Genomic DNA, 16364 nt, shown 5'->3' on the forward strand with positions numbered 1-16364 from the left:
ATAAAAACAATAAAACAGAGCTGATTTAAATTACACTTTGAATCAGTTCTGTTTTGCTAGTGTGATGGTCCTTACAACAAAAAAGTAGGCTGTATCCGATTAGGGTAAAGCGGATTTTTAATTTTTTTGAAAATAAAGTTGACATCCATAACTACTTAGTCATACAATGTAGATGTAATAAGTGATACTGAATAGTTCGGATTCACAAAAACTGTTCAGTAAAAAATTCGCCTTAGTACTCTGTGATACTGAATATAAGTCAGACAGAATAGGGGGTAAAGGAGGATCAGGACATGGAAAATTTAACTGAAATGCTGAAAGGTTCACTGGAAGGGTGTGTACTGGAAATCATTAGTCGCCGTGAAACGTATGGCTATGAGATTACCCGCCACCTGAATGATCTTGGGTTTACCGAAGTTGTGGAAGGTACGGTGTATACCATCCTCGTACGATTAGAGAAGAAAAAGCTTGTGAATATTGAAAAGAAACCATCAGATATGGGACCGCCTCGTAAGTTTTATTCATTAAATGAAGAAGGCCGCCAGGAGCTTGAATTGTTTTGGGAAAAATGGGATTTTGTATCGTCAAAAATTAACGTCTTGAAGTCAAAATAGGTTCATAAGATAAAATGTTCCGGCCGATACTTTGGGAATTTCTTGTTCGGTTTTATAAAAAAGGAGGAAAATAAGATGTTAGAAATGTTCAAAAAGTTAATTGGTGATAAAAAAGAGTACAAAATGATGATGGCACGAGTTGAGGCTCTGCCAGAGGACTACCAATTTGTATTTAAGAAAATTCAAAACTACATGTGGAATTTTTCAGCGGGTAACGGGATGGATATGTTACACATACAGTATGAATTAATCGATTTGTTCGAAGCGGGTGCAGCGGAAGGAAGACAAGTGCTTGACATTACTGGGGATGACGTGGCTTCCTTTGCTGACGAACTAGTGGCAAATGCTAAAACTTACGTCTCCAAGTATCGTGAAGATTTGAATGAAAGTATTATGAAGAAATTGAGAAAAAAATAAATGGAATAAGTAGTACAGACTGATTAGCTGGTTACACATATGAATTGCCATCATAGCTATTCAGTTATATTTTTAACTCGGTACTAAGTAATACAGAATATCAGTGATACTAAATAGATAGAGGTAAATAAATAGTCTTCGCAAAACATTTTTATAGGGAGGAAAAAAGTATGAGTCATGCAGCGATTTCTGTAAAAGGCTTGAAAAAATCCTTTAAAGATAAGGAAGTTTTAAAAGGGGTAGATTTTGAGGTGCAGCGTGGAGAAATTTTCGCGCTGCTAGGCTCAAATGGAGCGGGAAAGACGACAACGGTCAACATCCTTTCGACACTAATGAAGCAAGATAGCGGTGAAGTAAGTATTTGTGGATTTGATGTACAGAGTCAATCAGATCATGTTCGTCAAAGTATCAGTTTGACAGGGCAGTTCGCAGCTTTAGACGGTATGCTGACTGGGAGGGAAAACTTGATAATGATCGCCAAATTACGTGGTGTTTCCAATCCTGCTCAAGTTGCTGACAATCTACTTGCAAGATTTAGCCTGACTGATGCGGCAAACCAAAGGGCAGATCAGTATTCAGGCGGGATGAAGCGCCGGCTTGATATCGCGATGAGTTTGATTGGGGCGCCAGCAGTTATTTTTCTTGACGAACCAACGACTGGACTTGATCCTGAAGCGCGAATCGAAGTGTGGGATACAGTCAAGGAACTTGCTGGTAGCGGTACAACTATTTTGCTTACGACTCAGTATTTGGAGGAAGCAGAACAACTGGCAGACCGTATCGCTATTTTGCATGGCGGAAAAATTATTACGACAGGTACTCTTGCTGAACTAAAAGAGATGTTCCCGCCAGCAAAAGTGGAGTATATCGAGAAGCAACCGACATTGGAAGAAATATTCCTTGCGATCATTGGAAAAAAGGAGGAGATGTAAATGAAAAGTAAAACAGGTGTATTACTAGGTCGTTTAATGCGTAACATTATGCGCAGTCCGGATACAATTATTACAGTGGCGATTACACCGATTATGATGATGCTATTATTTGTCTACGTGTTTGGCGGCGCAATAAAAACTGGAACGGAAAACTACGTTAATTATTTATTGCCGGGAATTTTGCTAATGGCTATCGCATCCGGTGTAGCTTACACTTCCGTTCGACTATTTACGGATGTAAAGAGTGGGCTGATGGCACGTTTCATTACGATGCCTATTAAGCGCTCATCGATATTGTGGGCTCACGTTCTAACCTCTCTGGTTGCTAATGTACTTACTATCGTGGTGGTTATTCTTGTTGCACTCTTAATGGGTTTCCGTTCCAGTGCTAATATTCTAGATTGGCTCGCGGTAGCTGGGATACTTGGGATGTTTACGCTAGCGCTAACATGGCTAGCTATCATTCCAGGATTGAAAGCGAGGTCTATGGAAGGGGCGACTGCTTACTCGTACCCGCTAGTTTTTCTTCCATTTATTAGTTCGGCCTTTGTGCCTACCGAAACGATGCCAAAAATTGTTCGTGCGTTTGCAGAGAATCAGCCTGTAACTTCAATCGTGAATGCGATTCGTGCTCTTTTATATGAAGGAACTGTTGGAAACGATATTTGGATTGCGCTCGCTTGGTGCGTAGGTATAATGGTCATCTCTTACTTTTTCGCCAGTAAAGCATTTAAACGTCAGTTAGGGTAAGAAACGTGATAAACGAAACCTTCAGGAATAATATATATTTAGAAAAGCACGGGAGATTTTCCGTGCTTTTATTATTTATCATGCTCTCATTGTAGTAAATGAAATGGTATTTAAAAATAGGATAATTATCCAGTGATAAAGCTTAATATTTGAGGCTCACTGCTTATGGAATGTATAAGCACACTCGTTTTTGTAAATCTGCTAATACTTCATCGGGTATTTCTTTGATTTTAATATCCTTCCCTAGAAAAAGCAGCCAATTTATTATTTCCGTCACTTCATCGGGATTGTTAACATTGATAAAAGTTTTTAAAATGGCTGTGGATTGGTAAGGATTAGTATAAGATATTGAAATTTTTAAAGGATGGTATTTTTTGAACTGGGCAATTGCTTTTGGTCCAAGTTCAAGTACCAAGTTGATTATTTCGTCCTTCTTACTTAGTTTTTCTAAAATCTTTTTCTTATTTAGCCTTTTGTTCGTCGTGTATGGTTCGATATTAATGAGATCATCGACAGGAAACATCATCTTCTTTTCTTTTTTTAAGTCAAACCCTTCAATGATCCAATGGCTTTTTTCTTGATAAAGGTGCAATAGATAAATTGGATAAGTCTTGATTTCTTCATCTTCTTTAATGGTAATCAATAAATGGTTATCCAAAAGAAGGATTTGAATGAGTTTTTCTAACATAGGATGGGGGAGATCAGAAAGCTCAAGTAGATCGGGATTATGAGGGTTAGTCCCTTGGAAAAGCAAGAGTTGATTTAAAAGAACGAGATCATCTTGCTGGGTTTCTGAGATGAGTCCTAGTAGTTTTTCGGCTAAAGATTGACGACTCTTTAGGTAGGGAAGTTGTTGATTCCTCGTAGCCATAAAGGCAATAAAAAGAGCTTTTACTTCATTATCAGTAAAGCGAACAACGGGCAGGATAGAGTTGTGCATAACAAAATATCCCCCGGTCCTCCCAACTTCAGCGACAAGTGGCATTCCCATAGCTTCAATTTCTCTAATGTCTCTAATAGCTGTCGACCGTGATATGTTAAATTCTTGTATAATTTCAGAAATTGTAAAGTGAGAGCGGTTGTTGATATACCGCATAATTGTATTAATCCGTTCAACTTTTTTCATTTTAGTCTCCTAAACAGTATCATTTTTTGATATGGTTTAAAGGTATTATAAACGTATCAGATGAAAAGATAAATCGTTTGATTAATAAAAAAAGAGGCAGGTTTTGAATATGAAAAATTATACGATAGAAGAAAAAGATAGCTTTATTGTGTTAGGTATTGGAACTGAAATTAAGAGTGCATACACAGACTTTGCTGGAATAAATAAAGAAAAGGAAGAATTTTGGTCGGCTGTTAAAGAAGATGGAAGGCTGGACACTTTAAAAGCTTTAGCTACAAATGAATACATTTTTTCCGTGAGCGAAGCGGTGAATAACAAAATGATGTATTATGCGGGTGTCATGACAGAAGCACAAATAGAAGAAGAATCTAGAGTAATCCAGTTTCCGAGGGGAGAATACTTAGTAGTGAAAGGGGAGGGCAAAACGGCTGAAGAGCTAAGTAATAAGTTGACTGGTATCGCCTTCGGTCAAGCTTTACCAGATGCAAATGAGTTTGCTTATGTTGGTGGACCAAATACGACGGTTGAGATGGGGAAAAGAAACGGCTTAGTGTTTGGTGAAATGTGGATTCCAGTTGTTAGGAAGTAAAGTGATAAAAGGTACGAATATGGGAAGTAGAGGCTAACAATCTTGGATTGTTGGCCTTTTTAACATGAATATAATATTCATATGTCTATTGTATTTTTTGCGGCAAGATTAAATAGCTTTTTTGTTACTTTACAATAAAGTATACTTAATATCAGTAATTCATGTAATTAGGGGTGGTTTCTATATTTAGAGAAAATACAAAAAGGATACTTCTGTCATTAGTAACAAATCCAATACTAATAATTGTATATGGGATTTTTTGTTATGAGTTGGCCTTATACTGTAAGTACGGAAGAATGAATTATAATATTTACATTTTGTTATTATGTATAGTACTTTTTATATCCATAACTACATTTACTACAATGCGGGTGATAAAAAATAGAGAATATGAATCTAAAAAATTAACAAATTCAATAGCATGGAGATCCATTTCTATTATCATTATTGTTGCAATTACATCATTTTATGGGATGCAGATTTATAAAAGTGCAATAAATTACAATGGTAAATTGGCATGGTTTATAGAAAAGTTAAAACATGAAAGGTCAGTTAAACTTAAACATAATAATATATATAAGTCTGGAGTAGAAGGTATTTTTGAAGATATAAATAAAAAATATCCTTTGCCAAAGAAATTGTATATGGCAACTGATTTTGATCTTACATTTCATTCAGATGGAACAATCACAGCGTTTGATACATTTGTTTATGGGAAAAATGATGATGGGAAAGAAGAAACTTATTTAATCTCTTATAATAAGAAGAAGTCAGAAGGTATTACTATAATACGAGACGGATACGCAAAGCCTGATTATAATGATGATAAATTAGTAGAACCTTTAATTGAAACGGTTAAGGCGATTCCAGTTAAGCAAACGGTTAGAAAATGGAATGAAAGTAAGTATGGGTTGATTTATTATGGAAAAAGAAATTGGGGATCCAATACAGAGGGAATTATTAATATTACTGAGGATGGTAAGGGGCAGAGTCTTAAAAAAGCAGCTTCTGATATCATTGGATATACTGTATCTATATTTGTCCCTGGAAAAGAGCAAGAGCTAGTCCCTGCTAGATATAATTTAATAAGTGACGCAAGTTGGAGTAAATCAAAGACGCCTCCAAAAGAAGATATGCTTAAAGAGAAGAAACAACAAGATTTAAAGAATGAAAAAGAACAGTTTTTCCTATCGAAAGAAGTTGGTTATAAACTAAATATGACAGATAAAGCATTAGGGAGCGCCTTTTATTCATTAAGCAAGACTAGTGATGAAGGGAAAACATGGGAGGTTATCAATCCAGACCCATTTAATGGGGGGATTGGTAGTGTATCAGGAATCACTTTTATAAATGATAAACTTGGGTTTTTAGGAGCAATTAGGCCTTCTGGTAATGAAGGAGAGTTATATCGCACAGATGATGGGGGAGTATCTTTCAAAAAGGTAGAATATCCGCCGCATGAAGTGAAATTAGATCATACACAGTCCACAATAAGTCCTTTTGATTCACCTAGTATGCCATATGAGAAAGATGGGGTTTTTAATATGTTAGTTGGACAAGGGGCAGATGGAGACTACAATGGCGATAGTAGTGCACTTTATCAATCAAAAGATAACGGAGAGACATGGGAATTTGTAGAAGAAGTGAAAAAGAAATAATCAGAATTTTTTTTGAAAAATAAGGTAACTACTCAGCTATATATTTCATGACGGACAGGAAGAATTTACGAGTGAAATAATTAAAGTTCTTTCTCATGCTGGAGATTGGTTAATATGGTCTACTATTCTTGCATCTTCCATCATGTATACTGTTACTTTATATAAGAATCATCCAGATATCAGAAAAATTATACATGCTCGTTTTGAAGAAATAAAGCAACGAATAAAATATTAATGTAACTAATAAAAAACGTTATTCTTTCTAGTAATTTTGCTTATTTAGAAAGAATAACGTTTTTGTTTTTTAATACTCAAGTAATAGTTTACCTGCAGTTCCTATCATATAATTTATTGAATTTTAATATACGTTATGTATAACAGATATTTACCTTATAAAATAAGGGGGGAATATTATGACTGAGACAAACGAATCTTTAGAAGTTAATTTGAAAAAAGATGTGAAGTTTTCTATTATAATTCCTGCGCATAATGAAGAAAAGTACATTAGAAAATGTTTAGATTCAATTGCAAAGGCATCAGAGGCATATAAAGAGCAAACGGAAGTTATAGTTGTTTTAAATCGTTGCACAGATCAAACAGAGGAAATAGCAAAATCTTATAATTGTGTTACATTGAAAAATAACGATAAAAACTTATCTAAAATTCGAAATGCAGGGGCTAAAATAGCTAATGGAGAAATAATCGTCACTATAGACGCTGATACCATAATGACAGAGTCTATGTTGTCTAATGTAGATAAATATTTAGCTTCAGGTACATACATTGGTGGTGGGGTAAATGGGAAGTTTGAAAGAATATCTTTAGGAATATTTCTCTCCGCAATGTTAATCATAATCCCCTTACTTTTTAAGTACGGAGCTATATCTGTAGGGATTTTTTGGTGCTATAGAAAAGATTTTATGGCAATCAACGGATTTAATGAAAACATGCTTATGGCAGAAGATGCAGATTTCGCTAAACGTTTAAAAGAGTGGGGAAAGAAAAATAATAAGAAATTCGGTACTATTAAAAATGGAATGATAACTTCATGCAGAAGATTTGATACATATGGAGACTGGACTTTACTTAAAAATCCAAAAGTAATTTTAGCTTATCTAAAAGGAAATGATAGAAAATACGCAGATAAGACATATTATGATAACCAAGAAAGATGAAAATGGAGAAAATCTGCAGGGGAGAGCTAGTACTTTTTTAGATATAATGAGAATCCAACTTAATTTAATAGATATTATAAGAAAACCATCAATTTGATTACCCTTTTTCAAATTGATGGTTTTTATTTTTGAAATAAATATGTATTTTTTTATAAAAATATTTTTTGACCCCCATAAAACTTTGTACTCCTCCGAATATGTATAGTGAAAAAAATAAATAGAAGAAAAATGACTATGAAAGAATATAGAAGTATTAATAAAATTACTAGATTAAGTGGCATCCAAAACGGAAGGATGAAATTACCAATTATATAGAGAAGAGTTATTCAAGGATTGCAGATAAAATAGAAAATGAATAAGCAAAACGAACGGTAGAAAATAAGAAAGTAGATAAAAATACAAACTTAACTTTAGTGCCGAGAGAAAAGGAAAAATCATTAAGAAAACGTTAGACTCTAAAAATATAACTAACAGCAAGAAAACAAGACCGAAGAAAAGTACCAAGAAAATCTGGTTAAATGGTCACTTTTGTAGTGGCCATTTTGCTATTTGAAGGAGGCTGGGAGATTACAAGTGTTGAGTTTAGTAATGAAGATCTTAAGAAAACCGAAAATAGAAGATATCGTATGTAACATACAAAACAACGAAGAAGATAAAGAAGCGTTTATCGTACAGTATCAGCCTTTTATTAGAAAATCAATCTCATCTGTCTGCCGCCGATATATTACAGAACAGGATGATGAATATAGCATTGGATTGTTTGCATTTAACGAAGCAATTGAACAGTATTCCTATACAAAAGGAAAATCCTTTTTAGCGTTTGCTGATCTTCTTATAAAAAGAGATGTAATTGACTATATACGTAAGGAGTCTAAACATAACTTTGTCTTTTTAAAAGAAGATGAGCAAGAGGAAATGTTAGAAATGCAAGTGTCGCTTACGGAGTATATGAAAGAGATGGAAAATAGTAACCGTAAGGAGGAAATTCTTCATTTTCAAAGTGTGCTAGCTGAGTTTAAAATCACATTCTCAGAGCTTGCTAAAGAATCTCCTAAGCATCGTGATACGCGTGAGCACTTAATAGAAATTGTAAAAATTATTATAAAAGAAGAGGAAATGATGGAAGAGCTGTTCCGAAAGAAAAAGTTACCGCTTAAACATATTGAACCGCGTGTTAGAGTAAGTCGTAAAACGTTGGAACGACATAGAAAATACATTATTGCAATGTGTATTATTTTTGCAAACAACTATACATATATTCTGGATTACATAAGAGGGGAAAAGCATGATGAATAAAGGAATTGTGATGGATATAAAAAAGCATAGGGTAGTTGTTTTAACACCAAATGGAGAGTTTATTACGTGTAAAAGAAAAGGGGATTCTTGCATGATCGGGGAGGAAATCTCATTTGATGAGCAAGAACAAAAAGCATCGCATTTTTCGATCCCTTCCTTTTTAAAACCTGCATCAATACTTGTTGCTTGTTTTCTATTTGCAGTGCTGTTTTTCTACAACCAACCAGAAGAAAAAGTATTTGCTTACGTCTCAGTTGATATAAATCCAAGTTTAGAGGTGAGCGTAACGAAGGATTTTCGTGTTATAGATTTACAGGCTTGTAATGATGATGGAAGGCGTATTTTAAAAGAATTGAAGCAATGGGAAAATAAACAATTACAAGAAGTAATACGTACTATTATAAAGCAAAGTCAAGAGGATAAGTATTTAACGAATGATAAGCAAGTTATGCTAACAGCAGTTGCAAAGGACAAGGCGCTAGAACCACAGTTAGAAAAGGCAATGAAAGAATTGAAGAAAGAATATGAGTTAAAACATATTACAGTTGAATATCAAAGTAGCACGATGCAAGTACGAGAGAATGCTAGAAAAGCTGGAATTGGCACAGGTGTCTATATAAAGCAAGAGAATGAGAAAAACAAATCGCTTACTCCTCCTGCCACGCCGCCTAATCCGGTGGGAAATGAAGAAGAGGTGCAATCACAGCCGGAGTCATCTCCTGATGCATCAATGGATTTATCTCCTGTAGACGAAAAAAAATATGAAAAGCAAGAGCAGAAAGAACAAAAGAAAACAGAGGAACAGCCATCGAAGCAAATAAAAGAAAACAATGGAAGAGGATCTCAGCAAGAAAATAGAGGGAATCAACAGGAGAATAAAAGTAGAGAAGCTCAACAAGGAAATAATGGGAATCAGCAAGGGAACAACGGAAGAGGATCACAACAAGGGAATAATGGAAATGGGCAAGGGAACAACGGAAGAGGATCACAACAAGGAAATAATGGAAATGGGCAAGGGAGCAACGGAAGAGGATCACAACAAGGGAATAATGGAAATGGGCAAGGGAACAACGGAAGAGAATCACAACAAGGAAATAATGGAAATGGACAAGGGAACAACGGAAGAGAATCACAACAAGGAAATAATGGGAACGAGCAAGGAAACAACGGAAGAGGGTCACAACAAGGGAATAATGGAAATGGGCAAGGGAACAATGGAAGAGGATCCCAGAAAGAAAATGGTGGAAACGAGCAAGGGAACAATGGTAGGGGGTCTCAACAAGAAAATAGAGGCCACCAGCAAGGGAATGAAAAGAAGAATCAATAGAATATGGAAGTGAGAGATTCATTTCAAAGCTAAAAGGATTTCTCTCGCTATTGTGGGCAGTAAAACTCCCATCTCAAAATTTGGCTGGGCAAAGAAGTTAGGTGGGAGTTGGGCTGCTTGTAAATGCCCAATTGGTGAGGGCTGATTAAAGTTACACTTTATTATTTTATAGTTCTATTAAGAAGGAGTATGTGAAAAATATAATGGAGAAAAACATTCAACAAGACAAAGATAAAGAAAAACCTGTTTTTTATGATCCGAAAGGAAGGAGAAACATAGCCTTTATTTCGTTTCTATGTATCTCAATAGTTAGTGTAGGTGTTGTATTCTATTTTTTCTTTCAAAGTATTTTTTCAACACCAGAAATTCCAAATATGAATACCGCTGTACAACAAGATACTAAACTTGTACCAATTAATCAAAAACTTAGTGATCAGCAGTTAAAGAAGGAAGAATTTAACCCAAATACTGAAACGAAGGATAATAAAAATTTGGTGAATCCGCCGAAGGATAGTAAACAACCTAAAGAAGTGTATGGTTTTTACGTAAACTGGGATGAAAATAGTACCGCTTCTTTAAAAGAAAATATCGATTCCTTAACTACGTTAGTACCAGAGTGGTATCATTTAAAAGCAGATTTAACGATTAGAAGTGAGATCAAACCTGAGATAGTAAAGTTGGCAGAAAAAAATCAAGTGAAGATTATGCCTTTGCTTACTAACTATACTGAGGAAGCTTCTGGTCCTGATGGTGGGCTAATTCATAAGTTACTGAATTCCTCAAATGATGTAAAGACAAAGTTTATTAATGATTTAGTAAGCCAAGTTAAAAAGAATCATTTTTCAGGAATTAATATTGACTTTGAGGCCGTACCTGAAAGTGATAGAGAAAACTTAACAAATTTTATGAAAGAACTTACTACGGAATTTCATGAACATGATTTGCTCGTTACACAAGATGTTCCAGCTAATGATAAGGCTTTTGATTATAGTGCGTTAGCAAAAATAATAGATCGAATGATTGTAATGATGTACGATGAGCACTATGGAGCCGGGGAACCAGGACCAATTGCTTCAAATAAATGGTTCCAACATACATTGAAAGAACTGAATATTCCGTCTAATAAGCTTATAGTTGCTTTCGGTAACTATGGATATGATTGGGAAGTAAATAGTAAAGAAGCTGCGAAATCATTAACTTTTTCAGAAGTTATGGCAATGGCTCAAGGTTCAAATATGAAAATTCAATGGGATAAGAGTAGTGGAAATCCTTATTTTAGATATAAAACAGGAGAGAAAGAACATACTGCTTGGTTCTTAGACAGTGTTACTCTCTATAATCAAGTGAAAATTGCAATGGAGAACAATGCAAAGGGCTTTGCATTATGGAGACTAGGAGCAGAAGACCCTACAATATGGAAAGTTTTAAAAAATCCTATTGAGGCACAAAAAAATCCTAATGTATTACATAAAATCAATAGTTTAGATGAAGTAAATTATTCTGGACAAGGTGAAATTTTACAGATTGAGAATGAAAGAAAAAATGGATTGAGAGATTTTAAAGTAGGCAAAGATGGTTATATTACAGATGAAGTATATCAATCCTTACCATCTGCATATGAAGTGCAACGATATGGAAAACCAAATGGGAAACAAGTAGTATTAACATTTGATGATGGACCAGACCCGAAATATACGCCAGAAATATTAGATATATTAAAAGAGAATCAAATAAAAGCTGCTTTTTTTGTACTTGGTGAAAACGCACAACTAAATACTAGTATTGTAAAAAGAATATACGATGAAGGGCATGAAATTGGGAATCATACTTTCAAGCATCCTAACATAGCTGATACGTCTTTACTACGAACGAAAGTAGAACTTAATACGACGCAACGTTTAATTCAGGAAGTAACTGGACATTCTACGGTTTTATTTAGACCGCCATATGAAGCGGATGCTAACCCGGATTCATCAAATGAAATATTGCCTATTTTACGTGCACAAAATATGAACTATACAATGGTAGCGGAAAAAGTTGATCCCGAAGACTGGGCAACACCATCAACAAATGAATTAGTAAGACGTGCTCTTAATCCTATTTATAAGGGAGAGGGAAATATTATTCTTCTCCATGATGCGGGAGGGGATCGTACCCATACAGTAGAGGCGCTCCCAATCATTATTAAAGACTTAAAAAAGCATGGATATAGTTTTGTAACAATTTCAGATTTAATGAATAAAGAACGAGATGAAATTATGCCTCCTGTTTCTTCTGAGGGGAAGCAATATTTACTTTACAATAAAGCTGTCTTTTCAGGAGCTGGATATTTTAAGCATATATTAACAACTATTTTTTATATTGCTATTGGATTAGGGATTTTTCGATTTTTATTCTTAATTTATTTTGCATGGAAGCAGAAAAGAAAAACGTTATCTCGCTATATTAATTCGTCTTATCAACCTTTTGTTAGTGTTGTCATAGCGGCATATAATGAAGAAAAGGTGATAGCCAAGACGATTCACTCAATTTTGAATAGTAATTATAGAGAATTTGAAGTTATTGTTGTGGATGACGGATCGACAGATGGTACGTCAAAAGTAATGAAAGAAACATTTTATAAACACCCTAAAGTTCGTTTCATTCAGAAAGAAAACGGCGGGAAATCATCGGCAATGAACCTAGGGTTTCAACAATCGCGAGGAGAAATCATTGTCACTTTAGATGCGGATACTATTATTGCGCAAGATGCTATTTCTTTAATGGTTAGACACTTTGAAGATCAGAATGTAGCTGCAGTTTCAGGTAATGTCAAAGTGGGGAATAGACGGAATTTGTTAACTACTTGGCAACATGTTGAGTATATTACAGGGTTTAATTTAGAACGTAGAGCTTTTGATGAGTTAAATTGTATTACAGTCGTTCCAGGAGCTATTGGGGCGTGGCGCAAGAAGAATGTAGTTGAATCTGGATATTTAAGCGAAGATACATTAGCAGAAGATACGGATCTTACTATTACATTTTTACGTCAAGGGCATAGAATTGTATATGAAGAAAAAGCGCATGCTTTTACGGAATCACCTGAGGATGTGAAAAGTCTCATTAAACAGCGATATCGTTGGTCATATGGTACACTTCAATGTCTTTGGAAACATCGAAAAGCGTTGTGTAATTCAAAACATAAAACATTAGGGTTTATTGCACTGCCTAATATGTGGTTATTCCAATATGTTCTGCAATTCATTGCTCCTTTTGCAGATATATTAATGATTATAGGACTATTTAGTAGTAATCCGCTAAAAGTTTTAGGGTTTTATCTTGTATTCTTTTTAATGGATCTTCTCGCTTCTCTGTTCGCATTTAAATTAGAGGAAGAGAACCCAAAACCATTGGCATGGTTAATTTTACAACGTTTTATTTATCGTCAATTTATGACTTATGTTGTCATTAAATCTATATTCTCATCGCTTCGAGGAGTAGCGGTAGGGTGGAATAAACTAAAGAGACTGGGGAGTGTTAAACATTCCACGGAACATAAGGAGGCATCATAAAAGAGCAGACTATTTGCTCTTTTTTCATTGATTTTAGTTAGTTGAATGTAGAGTTGTAGCATAAAAACTGCTGCTTCTATAATGAGATTCCTATTCCTCATTAATGGTGAGACATTATGTTAAGCTAATCCTTTAGTTTCGGATTAAATTTTTTTTATATTTTTTTAAAATGACGGACACAAAAACGCATATACCTTCGAATTATATATATGGATAACATAAATATGTATATAAAAGGGGAGAAATAAGATGAAAGAAAAAAAAGAAATGTTTCAAGAAATCGCTGAGGTGTTAAAGGTATTGGCGCATCCAGTTCGTCTATCTTTAGTAAAAATAATGCTTGCAAAAGGTCCTACTAATGTAACAACAATGTATGGGGATTTACAAATGCCTCAAAGTACAATTAGTCAACATTTATCTAAACTAAAAGCTGCTAAAATGGTTACAGGTACTCGGAAAGGATTAGAAATTTATTATGAGGTAACTGACAATCGCACAAAATCAATATTAGCATGTTTAGTTTAAATAATGACTTCTATTTCAAAATAAAAAACGCTATTCTTTTCTATGATTTTACAGAGAGAATAGCGTTTTTTATTTTGAAGGAGTATCTTTTTATTAGCTTGATGGTGATATGGTATTATCTCTAAAATACAAAAATATTGATTTCGCTTTTATTCTTTCTCAGGAGTTTGAGCTCAAAAGGCCGACTATCACTTTGTTTCCAATGAACTGGACAGTGGAAGAACTTATATTTTTGAATAGAGGGCATTCTATGTTTTTGATATATTAATAGTTGGGGAACAAAAATAAGGGGGATATAGAAATGGAATTATTTGATTACTATAAGCGAAAAGGAAAGATGAAACTGTTAATTGGGACGGGTATTTTTATTCTTGCTTTATGCGCTGTATATGAAGATTGGGGACATATTAATTGGGGGCAGTTTATCTTTTTTGTTATCGCTGCTTCTATCTTTTTTGGAATTGGATTTTGGCAGTTAAGAAAAGGAAAGTTGATACAAAAGAATATGATAAAAAGTAATGCAACATTTTGGGATGTTGATACTTTAGTTGTATTAGAATTACCTAAACGAAACAAGCAATTTGGTTTATATCATCCTGATGGTAAGTATATAGCAGGAACAAAGGTGGTTTCATCAAATATTCTTTTTTCAGTAATACCTTTTTTACATAATAAAGATGTTTACGGATTAGAAACGAGTAGCGGGGAAATTCTAGCTTATTTTCATACTGAAGTGGACGGATATGATTGGGTAATTTATGACTCGAATTATAACCAAATTGGTATGTTTAAAGAAAAAATGATACAAGGATTTACTATGATACGAGGTACTTTGATGACAGATAAAGCCACAAAATTGTCAGATGTAGAAGTTGAGTTTGATTTTATTCAAAGTACTCTCCGTACAATAGATGGACGTACATTAGCAATTGGTAAGCAGGGATATATGCCTATAGAATGGAGTGAAAGGTTTATGGGTTTAAATGTACCTACTATTACCTTAGGTTCTAATGCGTCTAATAATGAAAAAATTCTCGGTTTAGGGGTGCTTCTTTATAGCTTACGTACAATTGAGATTAGAAAAAGTAGAGCGAGCGTTTAATGAGGCGGAAGTAGTGTTTATATGCGAAACTTTATAGAAATCTCATTTTTCTAATTGTATCTTTTTAGATTGATGGATGTGGGGTCACGTCCATCAATCTAAGAAAACAAGTTAGCTAAAAAATGATGAAAATAAACTTTATAAAAATAAAAAATATGAATGTAGAGGATTAAACAAAGTATATAGTGCTTTTTTAGTCATGTAATCTTTTAATCTGATGATCTTTTCCCCATTCAAACAGATCATTCATTATTTGCATTAAAGATTTTCCGTATTCACTTATGGTGTACTCAACCTTTGGTGGTACTTCTTGATATACGGTACGATAGATAATCCCATCAGCTTCAAGTTGCCGAAGTTGTTGTGTAAGAACCTTTTGTGTAATGTTTGGGATTTCTCGTTTAATTTCATTTGTTCGCATTTTTCCATCCGATAAAATACATAAAATATGAACTTTCCATTTTCCACCGATTACATCGAGTGTTGTTGCAATTGGGCAATCATCATTTTGATTCATATAACACCTCCAAAGGTACTTCAAGGTTCCTATAGTACCTGAAAGTACGTACTTTTCAATTATATGTAACTCATTCATACTAATACGTAAAGGATTGATTAATTTATAAAGGGGCTGGAAAATGATGAGAACACTTGTAATTGTAGCACACCCTCATATTGAAAAATCAAAAATTAATAAAAGATGGATAGAAGAACTTGAGAAACATTCAGATGAAATTACGGTGCATGAATTATATAAGGTGGCACCCGATTGGGAGTTTAATATTGAAGAAGAGCAAAAGTTATTAGTAGAACATGACAGATATATATTTCAATTTCCGCTTTACTGGTACAGCACACCACCATTATTAAAAAAATGGTTCGATGATGTATTAACATATGGATTTGCGTACGGATCACAAGGAGATAAAGTGAAGGGGAAAGAATTTGGTGTAGCTATTTCTATAGGTGGATTAGAAAAAGACTATGAAAATAGTGGGATTACAATGGATGAGTTGACGAAACCATTCCAAGCTACATGCCTATATACAGGTATGGAATTTATACCTTCCTTTTATTTATATGGTGCAGAATATAAACTAAGTGATGAAGAGATTGATAAAAGTGCACCTGAGTATGTGCAATATGTAATGAACAAGAAGTATTCTAATATATAATGAAAAATAGCCATTTACTTGTGAAGTAAATGGCTATTTTATATTTTTCTTATATTCACTAAGTGTAATCTTTAGTAAATTAATAGTTAATCTGGTAAAATAAAAAGCCTAACATATATAAAGGGGA

General features: G+C 34.2%; 15 protein-coding genes and 1 pseudogene. 14 read left to right on the forward strand and 2 right to left on the reverse strand.

Annotation, left to right across the window (positions count from 1 at the left end; translation table 11 throughout):
- Nucleotides 1-293: 293 nt before the first annotated feature.
- The 4 genes from HMAS_RS07450 (at nt 294) to HMAS_RS07465 (ending at nt 2713) form a co-directional block, all read left to right on the forward strand.
- Nucleotides 294-614 carry a PadR family transcriptional regulator gene (locus tag HMAS_RS07450; RefSeq protein WP_000429487.1) on the forward strand — a complete coding sequence of 107 codons (321 nt, stop codon included), beginning with the start codon at nt 294-296 and terminating at the stop codon, nt 612-614.
- Between the two features lie 75 nt (nt 615-689).
- A complete protein-coding gene (locus tag HMAS_RS07455; protein WP_000891986.1) occupies nt 690-1031 on the forward strand; it encodes a DUF1048 domain-containing protein in 342 nt (113 codons plus the stop codon).
- Between the two features lie 170 nt (nt 1032-1201).
- Nucleotides 1202-1963 carry an ABC transporter ATP-binding protein gene (locus HMAS_RS07460; protein ID WP_000017473.1) on the forward strand — a complete coding sequence of 254 codons (762 nt, stop codon included), beginning with the start codon at nt 1202-1204 and terminating at the stop codon, nt 1961-1963.
- Nucleotides 1964-2713 carry an ABC transporter permease gene (locus HMAS_RS07465; RefSeq protein ID WP_000837816.1) on the forward strand — a complete coding sequence of 250 codons (750 nt, stop codon included), beginning with the start codon at nt 1964-1966 and terminating at the stop codon, nt 2711-2713.
- A 163-nt stretch (nt 2714-2876) separates the two neighbouring features.
- On the opposite strand, the gene HMAS_RS07470 is transcribed toward HMAS_RS07465, so the two are convergent.
- Nucleotides 2877-3839 carry a helix-turn-helix transcriptional regulator gene (locus HMAS_RS07470; RefSeq protein WP_044306819.1) on the reverse strand — a complete coding sequence of 321 codons (963 nt, stop codon included), beginning with the start codon at nt 3837-3839 and terminating at the stop codon, nt 2877-2879.
- Nucleotides 3840-3948: 109 nt separating this feature from the next.
- On the opposite strand from HMAS_RS07470, the gene HMAS_RS07475 reads away from it, so the two are divergent.
- The 9 genes and pseudogenes from HMAS_RS07475 (at nt 3949) to HMAS_RS07520 (ending at nt 15062) form a co-directional block, all read left to right on the forward strand.
- Entirely contained in the window at nt 3949-4428 is a 480-nt protein-coding gene (locus tag HMAS_RS07475; RefSeq protein ID WP_000801022.1) for a GyrI-like domain-containing protein, read from the forward strand.
- Between the two features lie 173 nt (nt 4429-4601).
- Complete coding sequence (locus HMAS_RS07485) at nt 4602-6086, forward strand: WD40/YVTN/BNR-like repeat-containing protein (RefSeq protein WP_074619281.1); 1485 nt, start codon at nt 4602-4604, stop codon at nt 6084-6086.
- Between the two features lie 43 nt (nt 6087-6129).
- A pseudogene (locus tag HMAS_RS07490) lies at nt 6130-6321 on the forward strand (hypothetical protein); the annotation flags it as partial.
- 178 nt (nt 6322-6499) lie between these two features.
- The gene (locus HMAS_RS07495) at nt 6500-7261 is read left to right on the forward strand and encodes a glycosyltransferase (RefSeq protein ID WP_048535870.1); all 762 of its coding nucleotides are present in this window, start codon (nt 6500-6502) and stop codon (nt 7259-7261) included.
- Nucleotides 7262-7834: 573 nt separating this feature from the next.
- Complete coding sequence (gene sigI / locus HMAS_RS07500) at nt 7835-8557, forward strand: RNA polymerase sigma factor SigI (RefSeq protein WP_002082432.1); 723 nt, start codon at nt 7835-7837, stop codon at nt 8555-8557.
- Nucleotides 8547-9884: an anti-sigma factor domain-containing protein gene (locus HMAS_RS07505; protein WP_116344738.1), complete on the forward strand. Its 1338-nt coding sequence runs from the start codon at nt 8547-8549 to the stop codon at nt 9882-9884. Before sigI ends, HMAS_RS07505 begins: the two co-directional genes overlap by 11 nt.
- A gap of 203 nt (nt 9885-10087) precedes the next feature.
- Nucleotides 10088-13435: a glycosyltransferase gene (locus HMAS_RS07510; protein WP_061113143.1), complete on the forward strand. Its 3348-nt coding sequence runs from the start codon at nt 10088-10090 to the stop codon at nt 13433-13435.
- Nucleotides 13436-13684: 249 nt separating this feature from the next.
- Complete coding sequence (locus tag HMAS_RS07515; protein ID WP_000660066.1) at nt 13685-13960, forward strand: ArsR/SmtB family transcription factor; 276 nt, start codon at nt 13685-13687, stop codon at nt 13958-13960.
- Between the two features lie 301 nt (nt 13961-14261).
- Nucleotides 14262-15062, forward strand: coding sequence for a hypothetical protein (locus HMAS_RS07520; protein WP_006924244.1), 801 nt, complete (start codon nt 14262-14264; stop codon nt 15060-15062).
- A 193-nt stretch (nt 15063-15255) separates the two neighbouring features.
- Here HMAS_RS07520 and HMAS_RS07525 read toward each other — a convergent pair whose 3' ends face one another.
- Nucleotides 15256-15579 carry a winged helix-turn-helix transcriptional regulator gene (locus HMAS_RS07525; protein WP_001072958.1) on the reverse strand — a complete coding sequence of 108 codons (324 nt, stop codon included), beginning with the start codon at nt 15577-15579 and terminating at the stop codon, nt 15256-15258.
- A gap of 124 nt (nt 15580-15703) precedes the next feature.
- Between HMAS_RS07525 and HMAS_RS07530 the strand changes: the two genes are divergently transcribed.
- Entirely contained in the window at nt 15704-16237 is a 534-nt protein-coding gene (locus HMAS_RS07530) for an NAD(P)H-dependent oxidoreductase (protein ID WP_016123075.1), read from the forward strand.
- Nucleotides 16238-16364: the final 127 nt, after the last annotated feature.

Source organism: Bacillus sp. HMA207 (assembly GCF_003402455.1).
GTDB lineage: Bacteria > Bacillota > Bacilli > Bacillales > Bacillaceae_G > Bacillus_A > Bacillus_A cereus.

Excerpts from the sequence above, each read along its gene's own strand:
- HMAS_RS07450 (WP_000429487.1), top strand. The coding sequence starts at position 294 with ATGGAAAATTTAACTGAAATGCTGAAAGGTTCACTGGAAGGGTGTGTA.
- HMAS_RS07455 (WP_000891986.1), top strand. The coding sequence starts at position 690 with ATGTTAGAAATGTTCAAAAAGTTAATTGGTGATAAAAAAGAGTACAAA.
- HMAS_RS07460 (WP_000017473.1), top strand. The coding sequence starts at position 1,202 with ATGAGTCATGCAGCGATTTCTGTAAAAGGCTTGAAAAAATCCTTTAAA.
- HMAS_RS07465 (WP_000837816.1), top strand. The coding sequence starts at position 1,964 with ATGAAAAGTAAAACAGGTGTATTACTAGGTCGTTTAATGCGTAACATT.
- HMAS_RS07470 (WP_044306819.1), bottom strand. The coding sequence starts at position 3,839 with ATGAAAAAAGTTGAACGGATTAATACAATTATGCGGTATATCAACAAC.
- HMAS_RS07475 (WP_000801022.1), top strand. The coding sequence starts at position 3,949 with ATGAAAAATTATACGATAGAAGAAAAAGATAGCTTTATTGTGTTAGGT.
- HMAS_RS07495 (WP_048535870.1), top strand. The coding sequence starts at position 6,500 with ATGACTGAGACAAACGAATCTTTAGAAGTTAATTTGAAAAAAGATGTG.
- HMAS_RS07505 (WP_116344738.1), top strand. The coding sequence starts at position 8,547 with ATGATGAATAAAGGAATTGTGATGGATATAAAAAAGCATAGGGTAGTT.
- HMAS_RS07510 (WP_061113143.1), top strand. The coding sequence starts at position 10,088 with ATGGAGAAAAACATTCAACAAGACAAAGATAAAGAAAAACCTGTTTTT.
- HMAS_RS07515 (WP_000660066.1), top strand. The coding sequence starts at position 13,685 with ATGAAAGAAAAAAAAGAAATGTTTCAAGAAATCGCTGAGGTGTTAAAG.
- HMAS_RS07520 (WP_006924244.1), top strand. The coding sequence starts at position 14,262 with ATGGAATTATTTGATTACTATAAGCGAAAAGGAAAGATGAAACTGTTA.
- HMAS_RS07525 (WP_001072958.1), bottom strand. The coding sequence starts at position 15,579 with ATGAATCAAAATGATGATTGCCCAATTGCAACAACACTCGATGTAATC.
- HMAS_RS07530 (WP_016123075.1), top strand. The coding sequence starts at position 15,704 with ATGAGAACACTTGTAATTGTAGCACACCCTCATATTGAAAAATCAAAA.